Origin of the sequence: Streptococcus oralis, from assembly GCF_026782235.1 — a bacterium.
GTDB classification, from domain to species: Bacteria; Bacillota; Bacilli; order Lactobacillales; family Streptococcaceae; genus Streptococcus; species Streptococcus oralis_CC.
Genome location: NZ_JAKUWE010000003.1, coordinates 16,586 through 43,376, shown reverse-complemented (window position 1 = coordinate 43,376; position 26,791 = coordinate 16,586). Strand labels below are relative to the sequence as shown.

The window sequence follows — 26,791 nt, the reverse complement described above, 5'->3', positions numbered from 1 at the left end:
TGGTTTAAAGGACTTTGGCAGAGGTCTGAGTAATCTCCTCCACTTGAATTCCTTCTTTTTCAAACTTATCCTTTAATGAAGTCAAATCGATTTTTCCATCAATTTGAACTTCGATGACGACCTTCCCATCCTTACGTGGAATGTTAACTGTGTGCGAGATATTTAGATTTTCTTCTACGATTAGAGCTACAATTTTTCCCAGTACACCGACTTCATTTTCTGTGATAAAACGAACGCGGATTCCCTCTTCTCCGTATCCGGCAATTTCCAAGAATGCCCGAAAGACATCGCGGTCTGTAATGACGCCATAAACTTGATGGTTGTCTACGACTGGTAATATCCCAATTTTATTTTTCAGCATCAGATAGGTCGCATCTTCTAGACTAGCATATCCAGAAACCGTCACGACATCTCGAATCATCACATCTTTTACTTTGGTTTTATTCAGAAGATAATTCATCTCATAGATAGAGAGACTGGTTGCTTTAGATGGGCTGGCTTCCGCAATGGTTCCTTCTGTTACCAATCCGACTAATTGATCGTTTTCGATAACAGGTAAACGGTGCAAGCCTTGCTCGCGCATCAAATCTGCTGCGTGTGCTACAGTCGTATCTGGACTGATATAAACTACCTTACGGGTCATGAAATCTTTAACTGCCATGAGACTTCTCCTTCTATATTGCTACTTTTATTATACACTTTCTTAGAAAATCTATCAAACGCTTTCATCTCTTTTTCAAGATTTTGAATAATCTGAGAAGTTTGCATAAAATGCCAGTGTAAGTTAAAAGGGAACCGAAGTCCCCTCTCTTCTTAAATCGTAACAGTATCTCGATCTTTTATCATATAATGTTTCAATGGGCTAAGGCTAGCTAGCCAGTATAGTAGGCCACCGAATAGCGCCGTAAAACCACTACCCGTTGTGATTAAAAAGATTGGACTTTGAATTTGTGCAGTTACAGGGTTGTAGACAAAAAGTACCGCTACCAATAAGGAGATAAATACGCAAGACAAGCCAACTAAGTTAAATCCTTTGGTAAACTCGTAGGCGTCATGCTCTTCAAGGAAATAGGCTGAACGTAAATCGAGTTTTCGTTTTCTTAAGATAAAATAGTCGACAACAATCATACCAATAATTGGCCCCTGAATATAGGCAGCTAGGGAGATGAAGGATCCGAAATACTCTTCCACTCCTCCCCAGATAGTGAGTAGACTCACGTATACCATGGCAATCCAAACCATTAGTTTATAGCTTACTTTGGGCATCCCACTTTTGACAATCATACAGTTCACGTATGATCCTGTCCCTTGGGTTCCAATATTGGCAAAGGCTACTAGTAGTAGACTTAAGAGAGCAAAGGCAGGTGTGCTTAGAGTTGATAGCATGGTTGTTGGATCACTTTCATACACACCTGTTTTAACAAACATGGCTAGAGCCATAACTCCACCTGTCGCAACGAAGAATGGAGCGACAACCCCGTATGATAAAGCTGTAGCCCAATAACCACTGCGTTCTGATTTTGCTAAACGCGGTAAAACCAATGCTTGTGTAGACCAAGAAAAGGCAAAGGCAACATTTCCTTCCCCAGAGAGCATGAAGCGTTCCAATGGCGTCAAATCTCCTTGAGTGGCTGGTTGGATATTCATAATATCAGTTATAGGAACGGCTACAAAGCAGATTCCAACGATGATGAGACCGACAATCAACAAGGCGATAACCAAGAAGCGATTGGTCCATTTAATCACTTTCGGGCCTCCAAGAGCAATGAGAGTTCCAAGCAGAACACAGAGGGTACCAAGAATTGGTGCCCATATTCCCTTGTCCAAACCAAGACCAAAATTATTTGCCAAATGGATCATGGAACTGGCAAAAAGATTGGCCGCAACAGCATACCATCCAAAGTTAGCCAAACTAATAATGGTTGATAACAGGGCTACACCTCTTTTTCCTAGAACAGCCCTCAACCAAATCCACAAATCAATTCCATACTTCACGGCAAACAAAATAGGAAGACATTCAATAAAAACCCAGATAATGTTAAAGCTAAAAATATTTATCAACATTTGATTAAAGGTCAAATATTGAGCCACATAAGCCCCTTGGGTATAGCACCAAGTTGCAATGGCAAAACCACTTGTCGATAGAAAGAGATCCCAAAAAGAATACTGACGATCCTTATTGGTCATGGGAACAATTCCGGTTATGGTTTCTTGTTGGATATAGTCATTCATTTTAGACATGTTATTGAATTCCTCCCGTCATTGCTAAGACAATCAAAACAAGGTTGATTAGGACTATGGAGATGATTAAAATGAAATCACTTTTTAGGAAGGGTTGAACAAACTCGTAGTTTGGAGACTCCATTTCTTCCAATCTTCTCTTTGTTTCAGCTGCTACTAATTCTTCAATTTCGGATGTCGTTTTCATCTTAGTTTTCCTCCAAATACAAGTCAAGAGCCAGTTGTCCATATTGTTTGGTATAGCGATACCAGATGTAGAGAAACTCACCAACTGGTTTTCCGACACTCTCCTGGAACAAAGCCCACAAGAACCAATAATATGAGGTCACTGCTACATAAGCCAAGTAGTGACGCTTGGTTTTCTTATCTGGAACTTCTTGTAGATACAATTCCAGTACTTTTTCAGCATCCGCTACGGTATAATTGGAACACGCGATAAAGGTTCCCAAATCTCCTGCTGGCTCTCCCATTCCAGAATATTCCCAATCAATCAAGCTCATTTCACCTGCTTCATTCAATAAAAAATTAGGACTATAGGAATCTCCATGACAAAGGACAACCTGTTTCGGATCATTCTGTAAATTGTTTTTGAGAATTGAGACAGTTTTATCCAGTTCCTCGAGGCCATCAAACTCAAATCGATTTCTAGCCTTCAATTTTTCTCTAAAATCATCAATTCCCTCAAATTGGTCAAAGGAATGTCCCGTTTTTTCTCCAGATTGGTGTAACCGTCTCAAGAGGTCCATTGCTTGTGCCACATCATCCCAATTATCATAATCCAGTTGCTTAGCATTGGGAATAAATTCTGAAATTTTCCAGCCCTCATCCTTGTTCATAGCTACGAAGGTACGGTCAATCTTTAATTTTGCAGCAATTTCCATAGAAGCTGCTTCACTAGCTCGGTCGATATAATTTTCCGTTCCCCTGCCCGGATGACGGTAAACATATCTTTTTCCTAGACAGTCAAATGAAAATGATGTGTTGGTTAACCCATCTTTTAGAGGTTTGATATTGACAATATCTGAAGCCACACACTTTAATGTCTTACAGATATTATCGATAATAGCTGAGTCTGCATTTACCAAATAACGTTCATCAAATTGACGGAGTTCATCTAGAGAGTCGAACTCTTTAACAATATCCGCTGAATAGTGGCGGGCTTCTAAAAGGAGTTCCTTGACATGGCGACTATAGTAGTCCTCCCAAAGCTGTTCACGATAAGGTTCGTGTTTAAACTCGGTTTCTAAAATTTCCTTGAATTTCTCGCTAAATGCACGGTCAAAATAAACGTGCCCCACCATAGCCCAAGTATTTTCTCCGCCAATCTGGATATCAATGATGGTGTGATTCGAATCCTCTGTAGCACAATATTCGTCCGTTTGACCTTCTGCAAATATCGTCGAGTAGTAACCCCTATAAATATATTGCTCAAAAGGATTTTCCACAAAATAATTGTCCGATGAACAAATATAAGTGTTGGAAAGTTGATCTTTAACCAACATAAGAGACGAACAGTTATTGTATTTGTAGTAATCATTATTCACTACAATTTTTACACCAAACTTCTCCGCAAGATAGAACATTTTTTCTTGAAGATAGCCTACGATAACGGTTATATCTTCTATTCCTGCTTCTTGCAGTTGTCTGATTTCCCTCTCTATCAAGCGTTCACCCTTAACTTGAAGCAATCCTTTGGGAATTTCATAAGACAAAGGAGCAAAACGACTACTCATGCCAGCAGCCATTATAATAGCATTTTCTACTCGATAGGGTTCTAAAACTTCCTGGCCTAGTTCTGTTAAGTGATGCTCCTCATCAACCCACTTCTCTTCTTTCAGTTTTTTCAATAATGTGTTAATTGTTCCCAAAGATAGGTCTAACTCTTCAGCTAACTGTCTCTGAGTAAATGTCTTTTCTTTATGTGTCAACATAAAACGCAAAAGTTTAAATTGTTTTTCTGTTACCATTTCTCAGTCCTCCTGTTCAATTTTTTCTTGTTCATATTATAATATGAACAAGAATAACTGTCAATTCAAATAGGGAAACAATTAGTAAAAATTAAGACCTTCTTCCCTTTCCTCAAAAACATATACATAAAAGTGCTCCTTATTCTGGAGCCCTGAAATATTTTATATTCTTGATAAGTAGTCGTATTAGGTGTCGCTTGTTTGCAATCCTTATCTGACGACTAAAAAGGTCCCCCAGACTATAGAGGGATTGCGTGCGCAATCTCCATCCACAACCTAAACTAGGCTCCCAGACTAGAGAAGAATTTCTTGCGCAATCCTTATCTGGCGACTAAAAAGGTCCTCCAGACCTTTTTAGCCACCTAGATATGCTTTTCTGACTTCATCGGATGCTGCGAGTTCTTTTCCTGTTCCTGATAGGACAATCTTTCCTGTTTCAAGTACATAACCACGGTCAGAGATAGCAAGGGCCTTGTTAGCGTTCTGTTCAATTAGGAGAACCGTTGTTCCTTGCTTCTGAATATCTTGAATGATATCAAAAATTTCTTGGATAAAGATCGGGGCAAGTCCCATTGACGGCTCATCCAAGAGAAGGAGCTTAGGTGTAGACATGAGAGCGCGTCCCATAGCCAGCATCTGCTGTTCACCACCTGAAAGAGTTGCCGCATCTTGGTTTTTACGCTCTTCCAAACGAGGGAAGCGTGAGAAAACTTTTTTCAAGTTGGCTTGATTTTCTTCACGATTTTTCTTTAAAAAGGCTCCCATTTCTAAGTTTTCCATAACAGTCAAACCTGGGAAAACATGGCGTCCCTCAGGAACTTGTGAAAGACCACCTGCCACGATTTTTTGCGCTGGTAACTTTTGAATTTCTTTTCCTAAAAACTGAATTTTACCAGCACTTGGGCGAACCAAACCAGAAAGGGTACGAAGAATGGTTGTTTTACCAGCACCATTGGCACCTATAAGAGAAACAACTTCACCTTCATTAACCTCGAAACTTACATCACGAACTGCTTGGATCATACCGTAATGCACAGAGAGGTTTTCAACTTTTAACATAGACATTAGGCTTCACCTCCTAGATAAGCTTCGATAACGCGTTTGTTGTTCTTGATCTCATCCGGAGTCCCATGAGCGATTAACCGACCATATTCAAGAACATAGATACGCTCAGTGACTTCCATAACCAAATTCATGTCGTGTTCGATGAGCATGATGGTAATTTTAAATTCATCTTTAATACGGCGAATCAGTTCTGTCAATTCAGCTGTTTCTTGAGGATTCATCCCAGCTGCCGGTTCATCCAAAAAGAGGATTTTAGGTTCAGTTGCCAGAGCACGAACGATTTCTAATCGACGTTGTTGACCATAGGCTAGATTCTTGGCAAGAGTATCTGCGTCACCATCCAAATCAAAAATCTTCAGCAAGTCTAAAGCTTTGCTTTTTAATTCTTCCTCATTCTTATAAAAAGCTGGCAGACGTAGAAAGCTCGCAAGGACATGTTGTTTATGATGATTGCTAAACGCAATCAAAACATTTTCCAAAACTGTCAAGTCCTTAAACAAACGAATATTTTGGAAGGTACGACTGAGACCAAGTGAAGCAATCTTGTAAGGAGTTTTCCCATTTAGGAGGTGACCATCTAGTGTCACCGTACCTTCGCTTGGTTCATAAACACCGGTCAAGAGATTGAAAAGGGTTGTTTTACCAGCCCCGTTTGGTCCAATCAGACCGACCAATTCTCCCTTGTTCAATTCAAGAGTGACATCTCCAACAGCTGTTAGACCGCCAAAATGTTTAGTTAACTGTTTAACTTCAAGTAATGCCATTAGTTTTGTCCCTCCTTCTTAGATTTTTTAAAGAAACGTGATAGACTCAATTCCCATGTTCCAAGGAGTCCACCTGGTCTGAAAATCATGACCAATACAAGAGCCAAGGCGTAGATAATCATACGTACGCTAGCTACATCTTGAAGGAGCATATTTAAAATTCCAAGGACAATCGCTGAAACGATGGTACCAGTAATCGATCCAAGTCCACCAAATACAACGATAATCAACACGTTGATGGAATTAATAAAGGTGTAATCTTTCGGTACAACAGACCCGATAAATCCTGCCTGAAGTGACCCAGCAATACTTGCTGTAATGGCTCCAAAGACAAAAGCGATAATCTTGATCTTTGTAGTGTTTACCCCAACGGACTCTGCAGCAATCTCATCCTCACGAACAGATAGAGTAGAGCGTCCAATTGGACTACGTAAGAAGTTCAAGGTTGCAATAGTTGTGATCACCACAAAAAGATAAACCATTTGCCAGTTGGTAAAGTTTGGAATACCCAAGATACCAGCAGCACCGTTGGTCAAACTTCCACCATTAATGATAAAGATACGGATGATTTCTGAAACACCTAGTGTTGCAACAGCCAGATAGTCTCCCTTCAAACGTAGAGTTGGAATCCCAACAAGCAAAGCTACTGCACCAGAAATCAAGGCACCCAAGACCATTGCTCCAAAGAAGGCACCATAGGTTGGTGATTTTGAACCAATAATCGCTGCTGCATAAGCCCCAATTGCCATAAAACCTGCATGACCGAGTGAGAATTGTCCTGAAAAACCGACAATTAAGTTCAAACCTACTGCAAGGATGATATTAATCCCAATTTGTTCTAAAATTTGGACATGGAATAGATTGAGAACACCAGCAGAAACCAGTACGCTAATCAATCCATAACCCGCTAACAGAAGGAATAACCAGAGAATATTTACTTTAAGATTTGTCTTCATTGTTTACACCTTCTCTTTCACATTCTTACCAAGGATACCCGCAGGTCGAACAATCAGAATCAAAAGCAAGATACCATATACGATAGCATCACGGAAATCAGACATACCAAAGGCAGTTGCAAAAGTTTCCAACAAGCCAATCACAAATCCCCCTAGAGCTGCACCAGGAATAATCCCGATACCACCGAGTACGGCCGCAACGAATGATTTTAGACCTGGAGTCACGCCCATTAAAGGTTCAAGAGAGTTGTAGTAAAGGGCAATGAGGACACCTGCTGCACCAGCAAGGGCTGAACCCAAAGCAAAGGTAAAGCTGATTGTGCGATTTACATTAATTCCCATCAATTGAGCTGCGTCACTGTCAACTGATACCGCACGCATGGCTTTCCCCATTTTTGTTTTTTGGACGATCAATTGCAATAAAACCATCAAGAGTACAGAAACTGCTAAAATCATCAATTGAACATTTGTCAAGCTAATTGGCCCGAAATCAAAACGGACGGTTTCAATTGCTTGAGGAAAGGCACGAGTATTGGCGCCCACGAGATAAACCATTCCGTATTCCAGTAGGAAAGACACCCCGATGGCAGTAATCAATACAGCAATGCGTGTAGAGTGTCGCAAAGGACGGTAGGCAAGAAATTCAATCACAACACCAAGTAGTGCGGTTCCTGCCATTGAAATAATCAAAGCTAAAAAGAAATCCATTTGGAAGGAATTAATCAAAAAGTAACCAATAAAGGCACCTATCATATAAATATCACCGTGGGCGAAGTTGATGAGTTTGATAATTCCATAAACCATGGTATAACCCAAGGCCAAAAGTGCATAAACACTACCCAGAATTAAACCATTCACAAGTTGTTGGAGCATAGCATTCACTCTTTTCTATCGTTATTTTTTAGAAAATTTTCATCATTTTCACAAGTTCATAAACACCGAAACAGGGAGTGAGTCAAAGGCTCATTCCCCATTTCAATTACTATTCTAATGTTATGGTTTTACAACTTCTGCTTCTTCAACTTTACCATTGTTCATGGTCATCATGTAAGCAGTTTTCACTGTATTGTGGTCAGCATCAAAGCTTGTTTGACCAGTTACACCATCAAAATCTTTGGTTTTAGCAAGGTTGTCCTTGATTTCACCTGAGTTTTTAGCACCTTTTGCAGCATTTGCTACTAGGTAAACTGAGTCATAAGCCAAGGCTGAGAAGGTTGAAGGTTCTTCATTATATTTAGCACGGTATGCTTCAAGGAAGGCTTTAGCTTTTTCAGAAACATCAACTGTAGTTGAGAATCCTGAGATGAAGTAAATGTTTGATGCTTTTTCAGCTGTTGCTTGTTGAACAAATTCTTCACCGTTAAATCCATCACCACCAACGATTGGTTTATCAATTCCCATGCCACGAGCTTGGTTTACAATTTTACCTGCTTCTGTGTAGTAGCCTGGAACAACGATAGCGTCAAACTCTTTCCCTTTCATTTTAGTAAGGGCTGCTTGGAAGTCTGTATCACCTGCTACAAACGTTTCATCTGCTACAATCTCACCCTTGTAGGTTTCACGGAAAGATTTAGCAATACCTTTAGCATAGTCACTAGCATTGTCAGTATAAAGAACAACCTTCTTAGCATTCAATTTGTTTGTCACATAGTTTGAAATAATCTTCCCTTGGAAGCTATCTTGGAATGTTCCGATAAATAGGTAATCTTGACCTTTAGTCAATCCATCTTGAGTAGCACTTGGTGAGATCAATGGCACTCCTGCTTTGGTAGCGTTAGCTACAGCTGCAGCAGTTGCACCAGATGTCGCAGGTCCCACAATGGCTGCCACTTTTGATTGGGTTACAAGGTTCGTTGTAACAGAAGCTGCTTCGGCAGTTTCTGACTTGTTGTCTTTGTCTACAACTTCGATTTGTTTTCCATCGATACCACCTGCTGCATTGATTTCATCAACGGCAAGTTGGGCCCCTTTTTGTTCAGATGTTCCGTAGGCTGCTACGGCACCTGTTTCTTCAAAGTTAAAACCGATCTTAATCGTTTTTTCGTCTACTGGATTTCCAGTTGTGTTTGACGCACCTGACTTGACCTCTCCACAGGCAGCAAGAAGAGCCACACTAGCAAGAGCCACAAAAGATAGGGCAAATTTTTTCTTCATTTTTAATCTCCTTATAGTTGTTTCAAAAATTGTATGTTAAGAATATACCGAATTATCAGAAAATTGTCAATGTATTTGTTTAACTTTTTAAATGATAACGTTTTCTTCGGTCCGATAGAGATTCCCAACGAAGGGAGTTTCTAGCTCTTGAATATGGCAACGTCTAATTTTCTTGATATATCTTTCCTTACCTAATCTCTCAACTAAGTCATCTAACTCCTCAGTTGGAACATAGAGCTGCAAGTAACGATGTTTTTTGGAATGGTAACAGATATCACCGTATTCCTGAATCTTTTTTGCATCTCGATTATAGTAGAGATAGATGATTAATCCTGATCGATTTGTTTTTTCAAACATGAGGAATCCTCTTTCTAAGAAATCTTCCCCTATTATACCAAAAAAAGCAAACTCCGTCGAGTTTGCTTTCTAGGTTGCTTAGCTTAACGAATTGTTGGTCATGATTTCATCAATAAAGCCATATTCAAGCGTTTCTTGGGCACTCATCCAGTAATCACGTTCCGCATCTGCATGAATTTGCTCGACTGATTTACCAGAGTTATCTGCGAGGATTTGCTCCAAAGTCTTACGAGTTTTAAGTAAGTGCTCTGCAGCGATCGCCATATCTGTCTGTTGGGTACCACCACCTGTACCACCCATTGGTTGGTGAATCATGTACTCTGCATTTGGAAGCATGAAACGTTTGCCTTTTGCGCCACTTGATGCAATGACAGTGCCCATAGATGCAGCCATCCCCATAACGATAGTTTGGACATCTGCCTTGATAAAGTTCATGGTATCAACGATTGCCAAACCAGCTGAAACAGAGCCCCCAGGTGTATTGACATAAAGGTAAATATCTTTTGTGCTGTCTTGGGCATCCAAGAAGAGCAACTGGGCGATAACGGAGTTGGCCATGTTGTCTTCAACTGGACCTGTTAGCATGATGATGCGGTCTTTCAGAAGACGAGAGTAAATGTCATAGGAACGTTCTCCACGGCTTGTTTGTTCAATAACTACAGGAATCATTCATTTCTCCTTTTAATGTTGAATTTTCTTGGTCTTACGACTCAATACAGAACTATTATATCTTTTTGGTCAAAAAAGGTCAAATCTTTGCTCTATTACCTAAACAGAAACAAAAACTCAACCTCCTTTCAAGTCAAAAACGAACTTCTAGTTTCAATATTTACTTTGGAATTTTATTTAGTACCAAACAAGCGGTCTCCAGCATCTCCAAGACCTGGAACGATATAACCGTGTTCGTTCAAGCGTTCATCCAAGGCTGCAGTAAAGATTTCTACATCTGGATGTGCTTCTTGGAGAGCTTTCACTCCTTCTGGAGCAGATACTAGGCAGACAAACTTGATATTTGAAGCACCACGTTTTTTAAGGGAATCTACTGCCAAGATTGCTGAGCCACCTGTTGCAAGCATTGGATCAACGACAAAGATTTGACGTTGGTCAATATCCTCAGGCAATTTCACCAAGTATTCAACTGGTTGAAGGGTTTCTTCATCACGGTACATACCGATGTGACCAACTTTGGCTGCTGGAACCAGATTCAAGAGGCCATCTACCATCCCGATACCTGCACGCAAGATTGGGACAATCGCCAATTTTTTCCCTGCCAATTGTTTTTGAACGGTCTTTGTGATAGGTGTTTCGATCTCCACGTCTTCAAGTGGAAGATCACGAAGTACTTCATATCCCATCAACATTGCAATCTCATCTACTAGTTCACGAAAAGCTTTTGTAGAAGTATCTGTACGACGCAAGATAGACAATTTGTGTTGAATGAGTGGATGATTAATGACTTCAATTTTTCCCATTTTCTGAGTTCCTTCTTTCAATTTATTCTTCTTATTATATCAAAAAATGGTTTAAAAAGCTTTCTAAACCATTTATTTTAATTAATTTTTAAATCAAATCTGCCTCTTGAAGAGCTGTCTGAACAGTCTCTAATGGTAAATGGGTCAACTCAGTGCCTTTTTCTTGATAAAGGTACTGGGCATAGTCATCCATTCGGTACTGGTTGATATAAACCACGCGCTTACAACCAACTTGTAGCAGTTGTTTGGTGCAGTTCAGACAAGGGAAATGGGTCACATAGGCTGTAAATCCTCTAGGAACCCCTCGTTCAGCCCCCTGGAGAATAGCATTGACCTCAGCGTGAAGAGTTCGAACACAGTGACCTTCAATGACCAGACATTCGTGATCGATACAGTGCTCTGTTCCTGATACGGAACCATTGTAGCCTGTTGAAATCACCTTATTATCCTTGACTAGGACAGCTCCCACCTTGGCACGTTTGCAGGTCGAACGATTGGCAATCAGTAAGGCCTGGGCTGCAAAGTACTCATCCCAAGCCAGTCTTTTTTCTGTCATAATTCTTCTCCTTATCCCCTATTTTTTGAAAAATGGCAAGCGTAAATCGGCAATCTTTTCAGCTGGAACCTTCATGCCATCCTTGATCCATTTGAGCAGAACCGATACGATGGCAGAACTCCAAAAGGAATGAAGGTAGCTGCTGACGCCTTTTGATTTTCCGTGGTATTTTTCCAAAAATTCCTGCATGGCTTGGACGAAAATCTTTTCTAAGTGGTAATCCAGAGCAAGTTGGATAACTTTGGCTTCTTTCTTGGCTGCGCGGAAAAGGTGTACCCAGACCAGATAAAGATCGGTTTTGACATCGTAGTGGCTCAACTGTTCCATAATGTTATGGGCACTGCGTTTAAAAACGCTTTCCAAAATCTCTTCTTTGGAGTCATAGTTGCGATAGAAGGCGGCGCGAGAGACACCCGCTCGTTTGACTAATTCTGAAATACTGATCTTTGCCAAGTCTTTTTTTTCCAGAAGTTGCAAAAGAGCCGTCTCGATTGCTTCTCTGGTTAAAAAATTGGATTCTTGATTTGATTTTCTGAGATTTTCAAGAGATTTTTCAGATATTTTACGTTCAGACATAACAATTTCTTTCTACTTGTAACAACAGACGGATGGTGCTTTTGTTTCAAGGACATTCATGATACAATTGTAAAAAAAGACAGAACCTTTGTCAATGTATAAGTGACAAAGATGGAGAATTTCTATGACTTGGAAGATTGTAGCTGACTCTGGTTGTGATTATCGTCAATTGGCAACTCCTGCTATTGATACGGAATTTGTTAGTGTTCCTTTAACCATTCAAGTAGCTGATCAGGTCTTTATCGATGATGCCAATCTTGACATTGACCACATGATGGAAACCATGTATGCGACTTCTGAGGCTTCAAAATCAGCTTGTCCTAGCCCTGATGATTACTTGCGTGCATTCGAAGGTGCTAAGCATATCTTTGTCGTTACTATCACTGGTACTCTTTCTGGCAGTCATAATAGTGCGCAGCTTGCTAAGAATATCTACCTTGAAGAACACCCTGACACTCAGATTCATGTGATTGATAGTTTATCTGCTGGTGGGGAAGTTGACCTAATTGTAGAAAAAATCAATAGCTTGATTGATCAAGGACTTTCTTTTGAAGAAATTGTTGAAGCGATTACAGCCTACCAAGAAAAAACGAAGTTGCTATTTGTCCTCGCTAAGGTTGATAACTTGGTAAAAAATGGCCGTTTGAGTAAGCTGATCGGTACAGTCGTTGGCCTCCTCAACATCCGTATGGTTGGGGAAGCAAGTGAAACTGGGACCCTAGAACTGCTCCAAAAAGCGCGTGGACCAAAAAAATCCCTTCAAGCGGCCTATGAAGAGCTCATCAAGGCTGGCTATGCTGGTGGTCGAGTTGTCATGGCTCATCGCAACAATGAAAAATTCTGTCAGCAATTGTCAGAACGCTTGCAGGAAACCTTCCCACAGGCCAATATCAAAATCATTCCTACGTCTGGTCTCTGCAGTTTCTATGCAGAAGATGGCGGTTTGTTGATGGGATATGAAATTAACTAAGATTATAAGCAACAAGAGATGCCAAGCATCTCTTGTTTTTTGTGGTACAATAGAGCTATGAAACATTTTGATACTATTGTCATCGGTGGAGGACCTGCGGGCATGATGGCTACCATCTCCAGTAGCTTTTATGGTCAGAAAACTCTTCTCATTGAAAAAAATCGGAAACTTGGCAAAAAATTAGCTGGAACAGGCGGGGGACGTTGCAATGTCACCAATAACGGAAGCCTAGATGACCTTCTGGCTGGAATTCCTGGTAACGGGCGCTTTCTTTACAGTGTCTTCTCCCAGTTTGATAACCATGATATCATCAACTTTTTCACAGAAAATGGTGTTAAGCTTAAGGTCGAGGACCACGGCCGTGTCTTTCCTGCTAGCGACAAATCGCGGACTATTATCGAAGCCTTGGAAAAGAAAATCGCTGAGCTAGGTGGACAAGTTCTCACTCAAACTGAAATTGTTTCAGTTAAAAAGATAGACGACCAGTTTGTCCTTAAGTCCGCAGACCAAAGCTTCACTTGTGATAAACTCATTGTCACAACTGGTGGTAAATCTTATCCTTCGACTGGTTCGACTGGTTTTGGTCACGAGATTGCCCGTCATTTTAAGCACACCATTACAGAGCTTGAAGCCGCTGAAAGTCCTCTATTGACAGATTTTTCGCATAAGGCCTTGCAGGGAATTTCCCTAGATGACGTGACCCTAAGCTATGGCAAGCATGTCATCACTCATGATCTACTCTTTACCCACTTTGGTTTGTCCGGCCCTGCTGCCCTACGTATATCTAGCTTTGTCAAGGGCGGAGAGGTTCTCTCACTCGATGTTTTGCCTCAACTTTCTGAGAAGGACTTGGCAGCATTTCTAGAGGAAAATCGGGAAAAATTCTTGAAAAATGCTTTAAAAACTTTGTTGCCAGAACGCTTGGCAGAATTTCTTGTGCAAGGCTATCCTGACAAAGTTAAACAACTGACTGAAAAGGAACGCGAGCAACTTGTCCAATCTATCAAGGCTCTCAAAATTCCTGTCACTGGTAAAATGTCATTGGCTAAGTCCTTTGTCACCAAAGGCGGTGTCAGTCTCAAGGAAATCAATCCCAAAACTCTGGAAAGTAAGCTCGTTCCTGGTCTCCACTTTGCTGGCGAAGTCATGGATATCAATGCCCACACGGGTGGCTTCAACATCACTTCTGCCCTCTGCACCGGCTGGGTGGCAGGCTCAAATCCAATAAATACCAAATAAGAAAGGAAGTCCTTTGGAACATATTATTTTACTAAGAGGTGTTACTCCTAATGGAAAGAATGCTATCCCGAAAATGTCTTATTTGGTAGATATTCTGACAGAAGCTGGTTTTCAACACGTTCGAACCTATATTCAAAGTGGGAATATCATTCTTGAAAGTGACTTAGATTTAGAAGAAATACGAGAACGCGTTCATACTCTGATAAAGGAAAAAATTGGGGCCGACTTAAAAATGGTTATCAAGAATAAGAACGATTTTGAAAAGATTGTTCATGAGAATCCATTTAGAGAAGACTATCTTTACGATCGTATACATGTGATTTTTTATCAGGGATTTATCCAAAGTCTGCCACTAGAAAAATTGAAAGCTGACTACGGTGAAGAAGAAATTTGTGTAGGTGATCACTGTCTCTACCTCTATCTCCCTAGAACTGCAAAACAAAAAAAGCTCAATACCAACTATCTTGAAAAATTGTTTGGCCTGGATCTGACCATGCGAAAGTTAAACGTAGTGGAAAAGTTACTAACAAAATAGGAGAACAAGATGAACAGAAAAGAAACAGTCGAATTTGTCAATATGTGTATGATTAAAAACGGAGACCAAGTTCTGGTCCAAGATCGAGTTAATCCTGACTGGCCTGGCATTACTTTTCCTGGTGGTCATGTTGAACATGGCGAATCCTTTGTCGATGCTGTCATTCGTGAAGTGAAAGAAGAAACTGGTCTAACCATTTCCAAACCCCAACTCTGTGGTATCAAAAACTGGTACGATGACAAGGATTATCGTTATGTCGTCCTCTTTTACAAAACAGAACACTTTACTGGTGAACTCCAGTCTTCAGACGAAGGGAAGGTTTGGTGGGAAGAATTTGACAATCTATCTCATCTAAAACTTGCAACCGATGATATGTCTGATATGCTTCGTGTGTTTCTAGAAGAAGATCTCAGTGAATTCTTTTACTACAAAGACGGTGACGACTGGCTTTATGACTTGAAGTAAAAAATAGGCTAGGAAATTCCTAGCCTATTTATTCTGCATTTGTCTGAACGTAAGTTGCAATGACATCTGATGTGTACTGGGCTGTTCCAGAACCAAACTTATCAATGTTTTCCTTAAACTCTGGGTTGCAGACGTAGCCTTTACCGATATGACCGAATACCTCAATAGAGCAGTCAAATCCATAAGTACGAATAGCTTGCAAGAGTTTGGCTGCTTCTTCTTGGTTTTCGACCGCTGTTGCAGCTAGTCCATTTTTAAGGTTTTGAGCTAAAGCTTGAAAAACTTGGTTAAAAGCGGCAGTAGCCTCATCTTCTCTACCATTTTGGCGTTCAAGCGCTTGGTCCATGACTTCCTGACCATATTTCTCTACCGCCTCTTGGTGGTATTTTTGATTGTCTTGATAGCTAAATCCAGTGAATTTTTCCTCAATCGTCATTTTTCTTTCTCCTTTTTGTTCTTGAATGGTTTTTTGCAAGGTGGAAATCAAGGTATCCAGATGTTGCCTTTCTCGAGTTAGATAGTCCAACTGTCTAGTCAAGTGAGGCAACAAATCTGATCTATCTTCCTTTAATAGCTCTGCTATTTTTTCTAAAGAAAAACCTAGATATTTGTAGTAAAGAATGACCTGAAGGCGTTCCAAATCCTCTTGACTATAGGTTCGATAGCCGTTTTCCGACTTTAAGGGGACCAAGAGTCCTATCTTATCATAGTGGTACAAGGTCTTGACAGAGACACCTGAAAGCTGCGCAGCTTCTTTTATATGGTACATGATTTCCTCCTTACAATGATAGTATAACCCCTCCCCTTAGGTCAGAGTCAAGCGTTTTTGAGAAAATTTTTTAACTTTTTTGAGAAAGGTGTGAAAACTTGAAAATGGTTTTCTTGACAGACCTTAGAAAACATGATAGGATAGTCAAGTCTATCAATCAAACAAAAGGCTCATAAAGAGCCATTGAGAGAAGGCTATTTGACAACTCAAGTAGCCTTTTCTTATTTAAAAAACGAGATTGGAGTTTCAACTATGTCAGAAAAATCGCAATGGGGCTCGAAAATTGGTTTTATTCTAGCATCTGCTGGCTCAGCCATCGGGCTTGGTGCCGTTTGGAAGTTTCCCTATATGACTGCTGCAAATGGCGGTGGAGGCTTTTTACTGGTCTTTCTCATTTCCACTATTTTAATTGGTTTCCCGCTCCTGCTGGCTGAATTTGCCCTAGGTCGTAGTGCTGGCGTTTCCGCTATCAAAACCTTTGGAAAACTTGGCAAGAATAACAAGTACAACTTTATTGGTTGGATTGGTGCCTTTGCCCTCTTTATCCTCCTCTCCTTTTACAGTGTCATCGGAGGATGGATTTTAGTCTATCTAGGAATTGAGTTTGGGAAATTGTTCCAACTTGGTGGAACGGGTGATTATGCTCAGTTATTTACTTCAATCATTTCAAATCCAGCCATTGTAATAGGAGCTCAAGCTGCCTTTATCTTATTGAATATCTTTATTGTATCACGTGGGGTTCAAAAAGGGATCGAAAGAGCTTCGAAAGTCATGATGCCCCTGCTCTTTATCATCTTTGTCGTGATCATTGGGCGCTCTCTCAGCTTGCCAAATGCCATGGAAGGGGTTCTTTACTTCTTAAAACCAGACTTTTCAAAACTGACCAGTGCTGGTCTCCTCTATGCTCTGGGACAATCTTTCTTTGCCCTCTCACTAGGGGTGACAGCCATGCTGACCTATGCGTCCTACTTGGACAAAAAAACCAATCTGGTCCAATCAGGGATTTCCATTGTAGCCATGAACATCTCGGTATCCATCATGGCAGGCCTAGCCATTTTCCCAGCCATGTCAGCCTTCAATATCCAGTCTGAAGGGGGACCAAGCCTGCTCTTTATCGTCTTACCTCAACTCTTTGACAAGATGCCTTTTGGAACCATTTTCTACATCCTTTTCCTCTTGCTCTTCCTCTTTGCGACGGTTACTTCTTCTGTCGTGATGCTGGAAATCAATGTGGGCAATATCACCAACCAGGACAACAGCAAACGTGCTAAATGGAGTGCCATTTTAGGAATCTTGACCTTCGTCTTTGGAATTCCTTCTGCCCTATCCTATGGAGTTATGGCGGATGTTCACATCTTTGGTAAGACTTTCTTTGATGCCATGGATTTCTTGGTTTCCAATCTCCTCATGCCATTTGGGGCTCTCTGCCTGTCACTTTTCACAGGCTACATCTTTAAAAAGGCTCTTGCTATGGAGGAACTCCATCTTGATGAAAGAGCATGGAAGCAGGGACTTTTCCAAGTCTGGCTCTTCCTTCTTCGTTTCGTCATTCCAATTATCATCATTGTGGTCTTTATCGCCCAATTTATGTAATCAAAAAGGACTTGAGTAATGAACTCAGGCCCTTTCTTTTTTTATGGATGACTGACAATCAATTCTAAACCTTGTCCTTCCAGAGTCCAAGATTCAACATCACTTGGTAGGATAAAGTGGCTGCCTTTTTGGATTGGATAGTTTTTTCCGTCAACAGTAAGCTGACCTTGACCAGCCAAGACGCTAAACAAGCTGTAGTCAGCTGTCTTTTCAAAGTCAACTTTTCCAGTGATTTCCCACTTGTAAACTGCAAAGAATTCATTAGAAACAAGGAGAGTGGAACGCAAATCATCTGCTTTGACAGTGGCAGGTCGGCTATTGGCAGGTTCTCCAATGTTTAAAACATCGATGGATTTTTCAAGGTGAAGTTCACGCAAGTTGCCATTGTCATCCTTACGGTCAAAGTCATAGACACGGTAGGTAGTGTCACTAGACTGCTGGGTTTCAAGAATCAAGATACCTGCACCGATAGCGTGCATGGTACCACTTGGCACATAGAAGAAATCTCCAGCCTTAACTGGCACTTTTGTCAGTAAGGCATCCCAGTTCTTGTCTTCGATTTGCTGGCGGAGTTCTTCTTTGGACTTGGCATTGTGACCATAGATAATCTCTGAACCTTCGTCTGCTGCGATGATATACCAGCATTCTGTTTTTCCAAGTTCGCCTTCATGTTCTAATCCATAGGCATCGTCTGGGTGAACTTGGACGCTGAGCCAGTCATTGGCATCGAGAATTTTGGTCAACAATGGAAATACAGGCTCTGGACGATTGCCAAACAATTCACGGTGTTCCGCATACAATGTGGCTAGGTCTGTTCCCTCAAAGCGCCCATTAGCGACCTTAGAAACTCCATTTGGGTGAGCTGAGATAGCCCAGTATTCTCCGATTTTTTCACTTGGAATGTCGTAACCAAACTCATCACGTAGCTTGGTCCCACCCCAGATTTTTTCTTGCATAACTGATTGTAAAAATAATGGTTCTGACATGTCGATCTCCTGTCTGATTTTTCTCCCCTCATTATAGCAAAAAAAGAGTTCGAATTGAACTCTTTTTCCTATCTTATAAAGTAGGGAGAAGATTTTATAAAAATAGTGAACAAATGTGCTCTACTCAATACTTGCACCATTGCTGGCAATGACATCCTTGTACCAGTAAAAGGATTTCTTCTTGCTCCGTTTGAGACTTCCATGACCTGCATTATCACGATCCACATAGATAAAACCATAGCGCTTGTTCATTTCGCCTGTTCCAGCTGAAACCAGATCAATACAGCCCCAAGTCGTATAACCAAGCAAGTTAACTCCATCTTGGTATATGGCATCTCGCATAGCCTTGATATGAGCCTCTAAGTAAGCAATCCGATCGTCATCTGCTACATAACCATTTTCATCCGGTGTATCCATAGCACCGAGACCATTTTCTACGATGAACATAGGCTTTTGGTAACGATCCCAGATGGCATTGAGGGTGATACGAAGGCCAAGTGGGTCAATCTGCCAACCCCATTCTGAGGATTCAAGATAAGGATTTTTGAGAGAGGCAAAGACATTTCCAGCAGCTAATTCTTTAACTTCTGGATCCCCTGAGGCCACTCGACTTGCATAGTAAGAGAAGGAAACAAAGTCAACAGTATAATTCTTCAATAAGTCTAGATCCTCTGCCGTCATTTCTATCTTGATTCCCTCGCGTTCCCACTGCTTCTTGGCGTAGTTTGGGTATTCCCCACGCGCTTGAACATCAATGAAGAAGTAACTCTTGCGATCTTCCTCCATAGCAGCCCAGTAGTCTCTCGGATGGGCTGTGTTAGGATAGTATTGCCCTGCTGCCAACATACATCCCACCCTGTTTTCTGGGTCAATTTCGTGGGCAAGCTTAGTCGCCATGGCCGAGGCTACCAACTCATGGTGGGCGGCTTGGTATTTAACCTGTTCTTGATTTTCTCCTTCTGCAAAACAAAGCCCAGCTCCCATAAAAGGTGCATGAAGAATCATGTTGATTTCATTGAAGGTAAGCCAGTATTTGACCAAACCCTTATAACGGGTAAAGAGTGTACGACAAAGTTTTTCATAGAAGTCTAACATCCGACGATTGCGCCAACCACCGTATTCTTCAATCAGATGCATAGGACAGTCGAAATGCGTAATAGTCACCAGAGGTTGGATCCCATACTTGTGACACTCCTTAAATAAATCCTCATAAAAGGCTAGACCAGCTTCATTTGGCTCTGCTTCATCTCCCTTAGGAAAAATCCGAGTCCAAGCAATGGAAAGTCGATAAGTCTTAAAGCCCATTTCCGCAAAAAGAGCAATATCTTCCTTATAGTGATGGTACATATCAATGGCTGCTTTTGCTGGGTAAAAATAGCCCTCCTCAAAAGAAAACATCTTTTTCTGACCTGTGATAATGGCTTCACGGTCAGGTCCAATGGGTACCACATCGACATTAGCAAGACCTCGACCATCCTGATTATAAGCACCCTCGCATTGATTAGCTGCCGTAGCACCACCCCAGAGGAATCCTTCTGGAAATTGTAGTATTTCTGTCATCACTTTACCTCGATTGATTTATTACTTCTATTATACTAAAAAGGAGGCAAAAAGTTTTGAACTCTATGGATAATGATAGCACTAAACTTACTTTTATATATACGAAAAAAAGACTGAGACCAGTCTTCTTTTTAAATCAAAGCTGTGATAGCCGTTACCAGACCAAAAACGATACCTGGTGCATTAGCAGCCGCGAGGGGAATATCTCTTTCTTTCTTGAAAAGACCGTAATAAACCCATAGACTACAGTTGATGGCTGCGACCAAGGGTTGGATGAAATTTCCTTTTTGACCAGCTAGATTGTTCATGATTTGTGGGAAGTAAGAGACATACATCATAACGGACATGAAGGTCGCTACCCAACCTAAAATTTTCATTTGTTTTTCAGACATTTTCGAAACTTCTTTCATTTTTATGAATCATATTTTATAATCTTTTTTCAAAACAATCAAGACTTTGAAGCTTTTGTTATGAAGATGTAAACTATCACAATCTTGTGATAAGAAAGAGGAAACAGAAAAAGACCGGATTGCTCCGATCTTTCAATAGTTCATATTCTCACATTCTGTTTTAAGAATGATTAAGGTTAACGTCAAATGACTACGCGCCCTATTTCATACGATAAAAGTCAATCACTAGGCCAGCAGGGCCTTTAACTAGTAGCGATTCCGTTCCCCAATCAGGTTGAACATTAAAACTATCATACAGTCATTCATAAAAACAGTATCTTTTAATCCTTTTCTTCACGAACATAATTGTAGATAGTAATACATACAGATAAAAAACTAAAAAGACAGATCATCTGTATGATGATTTTTACAGGTTGACGAAGTAAACCAAACTGAGTTAGGATAACAAAAAGAGAGGAGCCCGCTATCATTACCTGAAAAAAGATAAGCGTCAAACTAAATCTATTTTTCATTTCTGCTCCTTTCTTACCACTATCACTTCATCTAAACGCTCATAAACGCTTTTATCATGAGTTGCAATGATAATAATACGTTTTTCATTTTGTAACCCAAGAATCAAATCAATAATCTCTCGGCTATTTTTTTCATCCAACGAAGCCGTAGGTTCATCCGCAAGTACAATTGGAGAATCCTTTAGCATGACTTTAGCTATGGCAACACGTTGGGCTTCCCCACCAGATAGAGAATAAATTTTCCGATTCAAATCAAGCTGGAGATGAACCTTTTTTAATGCTTCACACATTTGTTCCTCTTTATCTTTTCTGGAAAGTTTCTTGCCAATAAAAGCCAACTCCAAATTATCTTTAATACTCCTGTTTTCAATTAATCCATAATTTTGAAAAAGATAGCTAACAAAATCTTTAAAATAAGTTTTTTCCTTTATCTTTCTAAGGTCAATGCCATTTATTTCTACTGTACCATTTTGAGCTGTTTCTAGCTTTCCAATGATATTTAACAAAGTTGTCTTACCAGCACCTGATTCTCCTATCAAGGCATAAGATTTCCCTTCACAAAACTGATAAGAATAATCACGAAGAACAACATGTCCATCAAATGTCTTTTGAATATCTCTTAACTCAATCATATTACCCTCCTTTCAGATACAAGATACTACTTGTTTGGTGTTGTCTTAATTGAAAGAAAAAGAGTGCAAGAAAACCAACAGCCATAAAAATAGGAAATAACGTAACCAAGATTGGGAGATGTAAGAAAGTAGCCAAACCTGCTAATAAAAAGTAACCACACATCAAGGTAAGCAAGTAAAAATGATGAATCACAATAAGAGATTTTCCTGCTAAACGTTCAATAAAATAAGTCTTACGCCCTTGATAAAAATAAAGTGTATTTAACAAAATCATCAACAAGATGGAAGTAGCTAGACTAATGCACGACGCAATCAAGAGTAACAATCTTTCCACTGTCACCTGTTGGATTTTTGACTCAAAAGAATAAAGACCATTAGTAAAGCTTCCGATATGTGCTGTCATTTTATACTGTTTTATAATTTCCCTGACTTGCTCAGGATGGTCAAAAACATAGTTTGATATATCAAACCCTGCAACTTCTTGTCTTTCATAAGCAGATCCATACACGATAATAATCGGATCGTGAACAAAACTATCTCGATTAACTAAGTAATGTACAGAAGTAAAAATCGGATAGATAAAGAGGTTTTCTCCTCCCTCATAAGTCGCAACTTCCACTCTTTCATCTGGATGATTTTTCCTAATTGGTGCATTATCGGGTGCAAATCCCTTTTGAACAAACCGAGACCAAACCTTTTTCAAATCCTCAATCTTATTTTCCTTACTCTTTGGAATTAAAATCAAACGATCAAAGTCTCCCATTTGTTCAAAGAAAGCTTGTCCTTCTGTGTTTAGTTGAAGACCACTTTGCTTAATGAACTTTCGATTAACTTTTAGTTGATTTGAAATATTTTCAGAAGTTGGATAATCAGAGTTTTTCTGAGAATTACTAGACATAGCAATATAATCTAAAGTAGTTCCAATGTATAGTGGCTCAGTTTTTGAGACTAAGTCACCGTAAAATGCCTGTACTCTTTCTTTATCAACTTTCTCCTCTCCTGTATCAAGACCATGAGTCGCAAAATAGCTAGGATATTGTGTCCACGCTTGCTTCCCTTCTTCCAAAGTTCTCACTTGTCTAGTCATATCCACCACCCCATAAATGCTGTACATAACCGTTAGGAGTGAAAAAATCTGTGTTACAATAACCAAAACAAAAATCAAATGCAAGGGAGCTTTCCCCTTAAGGGATAGGTTCATCGGTTGTCTCTGTAAGATATGATAAAACAGATTGGAGGCAAAAAAGTTTAGAAAAAGTAGAATGACTAACCAAGCTAGTAAGGGAAATCCAATCAATTCTATAGCAAGTAATGTAGCATTTCTTTGTAAAATAAGTATAAGAATAGCTAGTACAAATACAATGCTAGCACTCCCTACTAAAAAAAGACTCTCTTTCCAAATTCCCCTAAGGGCAATCTGATACTTACCTAATCCTGATATTCTCTTGATACTGACCGATCGAATATTAACAATATAGTCCGCAACCAGGAGTGTAAGAAAAGAAATTAGAAAAACAAAGGCTATCATGATAGCTTGTGGATAGACTAAGAGAAATTTTAAGAGGGTGAGTCCAGAATTTGCTTCCACAGCATTCGCTTGATGTCCCTTTTCAATCAATCTGCCTGCCAAATCTTGAGCGCTTAGATTTCCTTTGACAATAATATAAAGAGTATTATATGAAGCATTTTGAATAAGTCCTTGGTTTTCTTGTAAGGGTAAATCTTTTGGTAGTTCTCCTCCAATAGGAATGTAAGTGTTTTCCACCTCACCTCTCTCATTTTCTTTAACATCTACTATTCTCCTCGCCAGAACAGTTCCAGTATCTTCTGCAATTTTCTGTAAATCTGTAGCAATGGAACTAGTCGAACTCACAACATCAACTTTCTGACTATAACCTCCCAACAATTCACTCTTATAGTGGTAAACAAAGAGAAGACCGACAAGGGTTATCAAGATAAAGGAAGAACATGCTAATATTTTTTTTAATAAACCATACATAGATGACTCCTTTTATACGAAAAAAGAGGGGAAGTCAACTCCCCTCCCTACTCACTAATCAATACCAACCGGTAGGGTTATAGCGGAAAGTAGCTGGATCCCAAACATCCCAAATCCACGCTCTAGACCAAACACCTGGGTCAGCATTATCCACTGCAGAATTACCATTATTTCTATTTATAACTTTAGAACCATGGTTATTATCAGAATGATAATAGTCTGAATAAGCATTTATTCCATAAGTATAACCATATTCCCACGTACCACCTTCCACATCATATCGATAGGCATAAGCGATTGTTGCAGTTGTCGCAGTAAGTGCCAAAGCACTAATAATTAAAACTTTCTTTAGTTTTTTCATAGGAAACCTCCTTTTAAGGCTCTAATAAGATGAATGCTTTTAAAACGCATTATTTCCTCCTTCCCAATTTATTTAAAGCACTCAATCCACCTATACTCGTCTTCATTATACCACAAAAAGAAAGCGCTGTCAATTATTTATGTGCTAAAAGCCGTTATGAAAAGACCGGATTGCTCCGATCTTTTCAATAGTTCATATTCTCAATTTCTGTTTTAAAAATAGCTAAGGTTAACGTCAAATGATTAAGCGACCTATTTCATACGATAAAAATCAATGACTAGACCAGCAGGGCCTTTAACTAGTAGCGATTCCGTTCCCCAATCAGTTACAGTCGGACCGTGTAAAATGTCGGCACCAAGCTCTTTCAACCGTTGATAGTTCTGGTCTAGATCCTCAACCTCGATATGAAGAATGATTCCTGACTGAAAATTGTTAAAAGGAATCAAATGATTTTAGGACAACATAAGACAATGACTGCCAATCGTAAACTGAGCAAAAGCATCATCAGCATAATCAGCCTTTTTATCCAAAAGACGCTCCAAGTCAGCACAGGCTTGGGGAACATTTGAAACGATAATATCCAATTGATTTAAATTCATTTGTTATCCTCCACAAAAAGACCGGATTGCTCCGATCTTTTCAAGTTCCGCTCTATGAAAATCAAAGAATAAAGTCTACAAAGTTTACATTTGATTTTCGACGAGAGGAATTATTTGATTGCGCGTGATTGCAATCCTTCTTCTTCCAAGAAGAGACGGAATGGTACGAGCTCTTCTGCTTCGTATTTTTCCTTGAAGGCTTTGATTGCTTCTTCTGAGTGAAGTTTTGGATCCAATTCAAGTACTTCTACTGGAAGTGGACGGTGTTGCGTGATGTGAGCATCGATAACAACAGTTTTACCTTCTTTGTTCAATTTAACAGCTTCTGCAACAACTGCATCGATGTCTTCGATACGGTCAACTGTAAATCCAACAGCTCCTTGAGCTTCAGCGATTTTCGCATAGTCAGCATTAGGGAAGTCACAACCAAACAAGTGTTTGTTTGTGTCTTCGTATTTGTCCTTGATGAAGGCATATTTACCATTTGAGAAGACAACGTTGATAACTGGAAGGTCGTATTGAACGTTTGTGATCACGTCTGGGTAGCACATGTTGAATGCACCGTCACCCATGATGTTCCATACTTGGCGATCTGGATTGTCTTTCTTAGCAGCGATACCACCAGGAAGGGCAATACCCATTGTCGCAAAGAGTGGAGATGTACGCCACATGTTCTTAGGTGTCATGTGAAGGTGACGAGTAGATGTTTGAGTAGTGTCACCTACGTCGATTGAGTAGATAGCGTCTTGATCAGCATGTTTGTTGATTGCATTGTAAACTTGGTACAATTGCAATTCACCCTCAGTTTTACCTTCGAGTTTGTTCATGTAATCACGCCAGTTTTGGTTGTTCTTCACGTTTGCACGCCACCATGGAGTAGATTCTACTGGGTTTACTTTATCAAGGATTGCTTTCGCTGCTTGACCTGCATCACCAAGGATAGAAGCGTCAAGGGCATGACGTTTACCAAGTTTGTAAGGGTCGATATCGACTTGGATGAATTTTTCAGTGTTCTTGAAGGCTTCGTAAACTTCAGCAAATGGGAAGTTTGAACCAAGGAAAAGAACTGTGTCTGCTTCAAAGACCACTTCGTTGGCTGGTTTCCAACCAACACGGTAAGCAGAACCTGTCAAACCTTCGTAGTTCCATTCAAAAGCTTCAAAGTTTTTACCAGTTGTGATGATTGGTGCTTTGATTTTACGTGACAATTCAGTAATCACTTCACCAGCTTTAACACCACCGTAACCAGCATAGATAACTGGACGTTCAGCACTGTTCAAGATTTCAACAGCTTTGTCGATTTCAACTTCGTTCAAAGCAGGAGCGATGAATGAACGTTCGTATGAACCTGAACCGTAGTAAGAGTTTTCGTCGATTTCTTGGAAGCCAAAGTTTACTGGGATTTCAACAACAGCTGGACCTTTTTTAGAAACTGCAGCACGGCAAGCTTCATCGATTACTTTTGGCAATTGCTCAGCGTAAGCGACACGTTTGTTGTAGACAGCGATACCGTTGTACATTGGGTTTTGGTTCAATTCTTGGAAGGCATCCATGTTGAGTTCGTTAACTGGACGTGATCCAAGGATAGCAAGGAATGGAGTGTTATCCATAGCTGCATCGTAAACACCGTTAATCAAGTGAGTCGCACCTGGACCACCTGAGCCAACTGCAACCCCGATTGAGCCGCCAAATTTAGCTTGCATGACCGCTGCAAGAGCACCTGTTTCTTCGTGGCGAACTTGCAAGAAGCGGATATCTTTGTCTTCAGCCAAAGCGTCCATCAATGAGCTGAGTGTTCCTGATGGGATACCGTAGATTGTGTCTACGCCCCATGTTTTCAATACGTTGAGCATTGCTGCAGATGCAGTAATTTTCCCTTGAGTCATAATGATAACTCTCCTTCAAATATTTTTAAAACTTGATAAATCCGTTTTCATATATTAATTGGAAACGTTTCAGCAAATTTTTACTCTACTAATTTATCACATTTATTTTGACTTTACTAAGAATCTGCTCAGAAGTTTTTATTCTCTATTACAGTACAGTTTAAAAA

27 protein-coding genes and 2 pseudogenes are annotated in these 26,791 nt (G+C 40.1%); 5 read left to right on the top strand and 24 right to left on the bottom strand.

Annotated elements, in window-relative coordinates; genetic code table 11:
- Positions 1–4: 4 nt before the first annotated feature.
- The 14 genes from MK396_RS03755 to MK396_RS03690 all read right to left on the bottom strand — a co-directional run bounded on the left by MK396_RS03755 (position 5) and on the right by MK396_RS03690 (position 12,108).
- On the bottom strand, positions 5–661 hold the full coding sequence (locus tag MK396_RS03755) for a CBS domain-containing protein (RefSeq protein WP_000268650.1): 657 nt from the start codon (positions 659–661) through the stop codon (positions 5–7).
- A gap of 152 nt (positions 662–813) precedes the next feature.
- Positions 814–2,241, bottom strand: coding sequence for a cytosine permease (locus tag MK396_RS03750; RefSeq protein WP_268723700.1), 1,428 nt, complete (start codon positions 2,239–2,241; stop codon positions 814–816).
- A 1-nt stretch (position 2,242) separates the two neighbouring features.
- Complete coding sequence (locus MK396_RS03745; protein WP_268723699.1) at positions 2,243–2,428, bottom strand: hypothetical protein; 186 nt, start codon at positions 2,426–2,428, stop codon at positions 2,243–2,245.
- 1 nt (position 2,429) lies between these two features.
- Positions 2,430–4,208, bottom strand: coding sequence for a phosphotransferase (locus MK396_RS03740; protein ID WP_268723698.1), 1,779 nt, complete (start codon positions 4,206–4,208; stop codon positions 2,430–2,432).
- 354 nt (positions 4,209–4,562) lie between these two features.
- A complete protein-coding gene (locus tag MK396_RS03735) occupies positions 4,563–5,273 on the bottom strand; it encodes an ABC transporter ATP-binding protein (protein ID WP_000062207.1) in 711 nt (236 codons plus the stop codon).
- Positions 5,273–6,037 carry an ABC transporter ATP-binding protein gene (locus tag MK396_RS03730; RefSeq protein WP_268723697.1) on the bottom strand — a complete coding sequence of 255 codons (765 nt, stop codon included), beginning with the start codon at positions 6,035–6,037 and terminating at the stop codon, positions 5,273–5,275. The genes MK396_RS03735 and MK396_RS03730 overlap by 1 nt, the downstream gene beginning before the upstream one ends.
- Positions 6,037–6,993 (bottom strand): branched-chain amino acid ABC transporter permease, encoded by a 957-nt coding sequence (locus MK396_RS03725; RefSeq protein ID WP_000856262.1) that lies wholly within the window; start codon positions 6,991–6,993, stop codon positions 6,037–6,039. Before MK396_RS03725 ends, MK396_RS03730 begins: the two co-directional genes overlap by 1 nt.
- 3 nt (positions 6,994–6,996) lie before the next feature.
- Positions 6,997–7,866 (bottom strand): branched-chain amino acid ABC transporter permease, encoded by an 870-nt coding sequence (locus MK396_RS03720; protein ID WP_000941407.1) that lies wholly within the window; start codon positions 7,864–7,866, stop codon positions 6,997–6,999.
- 120 nt (positions 7,867–7,986) lie between these two features.
- Positions 7,987–9,147, bottom strand: coding sequence for an ABC transporter substrate-binding protein (locus MK396_RS03715; RefSeq protein WP_268723696.1), 1,161 nt, complete (start codon positions 9,145–9,147; stop codon positions 7,987–7,989).
- A gap of 87 nt (positions 9,148–9,234) precedes the next feature.
- Complete coding sequence (locus MK396_RS03710) at positions 9,235–9,504, bottom strand: YlbG family protein (protein WP_000462101.1); 270 nt, start codon at positions 9,502–9,504, stop codon at positions 9,235–9,237.
- Positions 9,505–9,582: 78 nt separating this feature from the next.
- The gene (gene clpP / locus MK396_RS03705) at positions 9,583–10,173 is read right to left on the bottom strand and encodes an ATP-dependent Clp protease proteolytic subunit ClpP (RefSeq protein WP_061416422.1); all 591 of its coding nucleotides are present in this window, start codon (positions 10,171–10,173) and stop codon (positions 9,583–9,585) included.
- Between the two features lie 173 nt (positions 10,174–10,346).
- Positions 10,347–10,976 (bottom strand): uracil phosphoribosyltransferase, encoded by a 630-nt coding sequence (upp, locus tag MK396_RS03700; protein WP_000515972.1) that lies wholly within the window; start codon positions 10,974–10,976, stop codon positions 10,347–10,349.
- A gap of 88 nt (positions 10,977–11,064) precedes the next feature.
- On the bottom strand, positions 11,065–11,532 hold the full coding sequence (locus MK396_RS03695; protein ID WP_000136994.1) for a deoxycytidylate deaminase: 468 nt from the start codon (positions 11,530–11,532) through the stop codon (positions 11,065–11,067).
- Positions 11,533–11,550: 18 nt separating this feature from the next.
- Positions 11,551–12,108 (bottom strand): TetR/AcrR family transcriptional regulator, encoded by a 558-nt coding sequence (locus tag MK396_RS03690; RefSeq protein ID WP_268723695.1) that lies wholly within the window; start codon positions 12,106–12,108, stop codon positions 11,551–11,553.
- A 124-nt stretch (positions 12,109–12,232) separates the two neighbouring features.
- Between MK396_RS03690 and MK396_RS03685 the strand changes: the two genes are divergently transcribed.
- Genes MK396_RS03685 through MK396_RS03670 form a run of 4 tightly spaced genes read left to right on the top strand, consistent with a single transcriptional unit; the run spans position 12,233 to position 15,317 of the window.
- On the top strand, positions 12,233–13,078 hold the full coding sequence (locus tag MK396_RS03685) for a DegV family protein (protein ID WP_268723694.1): 846 nt from the start codon (positions 12,233–12,235) through the stop codon (positions 13,076–13,078).
- Positions 13,079–13,135: 57 nt separating this feature from the next.
- Positions 13,136–14,317 carry an NAD(P)/FAD-dependent oxidoreductase gene (locus MK396_RS03680; RefSeq protein WP_268723693.1) on the top strand — a complete coding sequence of 394 codons (1,182 nt, stop codon included), beginning with the start codon at positions 13,136–13,138 and terminating at the stop codon, positions 14,315–14,317.
- Positions 14,318–14,330: 13 nt separating this feature from the next.
- Positions 14,331–14,852: a DUF1697 domain-containing protein gene (locus MK396_RS03675; protein WP_061852743.1), complete on the top strand. Its 522-nt coding sequence runs from the start codon at positions 14,331–14,333 to the stop codon at positions 14,850–14,852.
- Positions 14,853–14,861: 9 nt separating this feature from the next.
- Positions 14,862–15,317, top strand: a complete 456-nt coding sequence (locus MK396_RS03670) for an 8-oxo-dGTP diphosphatase (protein WP_198459843.1) — start codon at positions 14,862–14,864, stop codon at positions 15,315–15,317.
- A 28-nt stretch (positions 15,318–15,345) separates the two neighbouring features.
- Here MK396_RS03670 and MK396_RS03665 read toward each other — a convergent pair whose 3' ends face one another.
- Positions 15,346–16,086, bottom strand: a complete 741-nt coding sequence (locus tag MK396_RS03665) for a MerR family transcriptional regulator (protein WP_268723692.1) — start codon at positions 16,084–16,086, stop codon at positions 15,346–15,348.
- Positions 16,087–16,338: 252 nt separating this feature from the next.
- Between MK396_RS03665 and MK396_RS03660 the strand changes: the two genes are divergently transcribed.
- Positions 16,339–17,679, top strand: a complete 1,341-nt coding sequence (locus MK396_RS03660) for a sodium-dependent transporter (RefSeq protein WP_268723691.1) — start codon at positions 16,339–16,341, stop codon at positions 17,677–17,679.
- A 41-nt stretch (positions 17,680–17,720) separates the two neighbouring features.
- Here the strand turns inward: MK396_RS03660 and manA are convergent, their stop codons facing one another.
- The 9 genes and pseudogenes from manA to spxB form a co-directional block, all read right to left on the bottom strand.
- Positions 17,721–18,665 (bottom strand): mannose-6-phosphate isomerase, class I, encoded by a 945-nt coding sequence (gene manA / locus MK396_RS03655; protein ID WP_268723690.1) that lies wholly within the window; start codon positions 18,663–18,665, stop codon positions 17,721–17,723.
- Between the two features lie 120 nt (positions 18,666–18,785).
- Positions 18,786–20,225: a 6-phospho-beta-glucosidase gene (locus MK396_RS03650; RefSeq protein WP_268723689.1), complete on the bottom strand. Its 1,440-nt coding sequence runs from the start codon at positions 20,223–20,225 to the stop codon at positions 18,786–18,788.
- A gap of 131 nt (positions 20,226–20,356) precedes the next feature.
- Positions 20,357–20,617, bottom strand: coding sequence for a SemiSWEET family transporter (locus MK396_RS03645; RefSeq protein WP_001291473.1), 261 nt, complete (start codon positions 20,615–20,617; stop codon positions 20,357–20,359).
- Between the two features lie 217 nt (positions 20,618–20,834).
- A pseudogene (locus MK396_RS03640) lies at positions 20,835–20,915 on the bottom strand (VOC family protein); the annotation flags it as partial.
- Between the two features lie 228 nt (positions 20,916–21,143).
- Positions 21,144–21,779 (bottom strand): putative bacteriocin export ABC transporter, encoded by a 636-nt coding sequence (locus MK396_RS03635; RefSeq protein ID WP_071851381.1) that lies wholly within the window; start codon positions 21,777–21,779, stop codon positions 21,144–21,146.
- A 1-nt stretch (position 21,780) separates the two neighbouring features.
- Positions 21,781–23,778: a DUF1430 domain-containing protein gene (locus MK396_RS03630; RefSeq protein WP_268723688.1), complete on the bottom strand. Its 1,998-nt coding sequence runs from the start codon at positions 23,776–23,778 to the stop codon at positions 21,781–21,783.
- 58 nt (positions 23,779–23,836) lie between these two features.
- Positions 23,837–24,139: a lactococcin 972 family bacteriocin gene (locus MK396_RS03625; RefSeq protein WP_076984435.1), complete on the bottom strand. Its 303-nt coding sequence runs from the start codon at positions 24,137–24,139 to the stop codon at positions 23,837–23,839.
- Between the two features lie 251 nt (positions 24,140–24,390).
- Positions 24,391–24,738 (bottom strand): annotated as a pseudogene (locus MK396_RS03620) (VOC family protein).
- Positions 24,739–24,848: 110 nt separating this feature from the next.
- Positions 24,849–26,624 (bottom strand): pyruvate oxidase, encoded by a 1,776-nt coding sequence (spxB, locus tag MK396_RS03615; RefSeq protein ID WP_268723687.1) that lies wholly within the window; start codon positions 26,622–26,624, stop codon positions 24,849–24,851.
- Between the last annotated feature and the right edge of the window lie 167 nt (positions 26,625–26,791).

Coding starts and splice junctions, on each gene's coding strand:
- spxB (WP_268723687.1), bottom strand. CDS start 26,624: ATGACTCAAGGGAAAATTACTGCATCTGCAGCAATGCTCAACGTATTG.
- MK396_RS03670 (WP_198459843.1), top strand. CDS start 14,862: ATGAACAGAAAAGAAACAGTCGAATTTGTCAATATGTGTATGATTAAA.
- MK396_RS03650 (WP_268723689.1), bottom strand. CDS start 20,225: ATGACAGAAATACTACAATTTCCAGAAGGATTCCTCTGGGGTGGTGCT.
- clpP (WP_061416422.1), bottom strand. CDS start 10,173: ATGATTCCTGTAGTTATTGAACAAACAAGCCGTGGAGAACGTTCCTAT.
- MK396_RS03630 (WP_268723688.1), bottom strand. CDS start 23,778: ATGTATGGTTTATTAAAAAAAATATTAGCATGTTCTTCCTTTATCTTG.
- MK396_RS03665 (WP_268723692.1), bottom strand. CDS start 16,086: ATGTACCATATAAAAGAAGCTGCGCAGCTTTCAGGTGTCTCTGTCAAG.
- MK396_RS03725 (WP_000856262.1), bottom strand. CDS start 6,993: ATGAAGACAAATCTTAAAGTAAATATTCTCTGGTTATTCCTTCTGTTA.
- MK396_RS03625 (WP_076984435.1), bottom strand. CDS start 24,139: ATGAAAAAACTAAAGAAAGTTTTAATTATTAGTGCTTTGGCACTTACT.
- MK396_RS03720 (WP_000941407.1), bottom strand. CDS start 7,866: ATGCTCCAACAACTTGTGAATGGTTTAATTCTGGGTAGTGTTTATGCA.
- MK396_RS03715 (WP_268723696.1), bottom strand. CDS start 9,147: ATGAAGAAAAAATTTGCCCTATCTTTTGTGGCTCTTGCTAGTGTGGCT.
- MK396_RS03735 (WP_000062207.1), bottom strand. CDS start 5,273: ATGTCTATGTTAAAAGTTGAAAACCTCTCTGTGCATTACGGTATGATC.
- MK396_RS03680 (WP_268723693.1), top strand. CDS start 13,136: ATGAAACATTTTGATACTATTGTCATCGGTGGAGGACCTGCGGGCATG.
- manA (WP_268723690.1), bottom strand. CDS start 18,665: ATGTCAGAACCATTATTTTTACAATCAGTTATGCAAGAAAAAATCTGG.
- MK396_RS03755 (WP_000268650.1), bottom strand. CDS start 661: ATGGCAGTTAAAGATTTCATGACCCGTAAGGTAGTTTATATCAGTCCA.
- MK396_RS03745 (WP_268723699.1), bottom strand. CDS start 2,428: ATGAAAACGACATCCGAAATTGAAGAATTAGTAGCAGCTGAAACAAAG.
- MK396_RS03730 (WP_268723697.1), bottom strand. CDS start 6,037: ATGGCATTACTTGAAGTTAAACAGTTAACTAAACATTTTGGCGGTCTA.
- MK396_RS03635 (WP_071851381.1), bottom strand. CDS start 21,779: ATGATTGAGTTAAGAGATATTCAAAAGACATTTGATGGACATGTTGTT.
- upp (WP_000515972.1), bottom strand. CDS start 10,976: ATGGGAAAAATTGAAGTCATTAATCATCCACTCATTCAACACAAATTG.
- MK396_RS03645 (WP_001291473.1), bottom strand. CDS start 20,617: ATGTCTGAAAAACAAATGAAAATTTTAGGTTGGGTAGCGACCTTCATG.
- MK396_RS03740 (WP_268723698.1), bottom strand. CDS start 4,208: ATGGTAACAGAAAAACAATTTAAACTTTTGCGTTTTATGTTGACACAT.
- MK396_RS03750 (WP_268723700.1), bottom strand. CDS start 2,241: ATGTCTAAAATGAATGACTATATCCAACAAGAAACCATAACCGGAATT.
- MK396_RS03710 (WP_000462101.1), bottom strand. CDS start 9,504: ATGTTTGAAAAAACAAATCGATCAGGATTAATCATCTATCTCTACTAT.
- MK396_RS03660 (WP_268723691.1), top strand. CDS start 16,339: ATGTCAGAAAAATCGCAATGGGGCTCGAAAATTGGTTTTATTCTAGCA.
- MK396_RS03690 (WP_268723695.1), bottom strand. CDS start 12,108: ATGTCTGAACGTAAAATATCTGAAAAATCTCTTGAAAATCTCAGAAAA.
- MK396_RS03685 (WP_268723694.1), top strand. CDS start 12,233: ATGACTTGGAAGATTGTAGCTGACTCTGGTTGTGATTATCGTCAATTG.
- MK396_RS03695 (WP_000136994.1), bottom strand. CDS start 11,532: ATGACAGAAAAAAGACTGGCTTGGGATGAGTACTTTGCAGCCCAGGCC.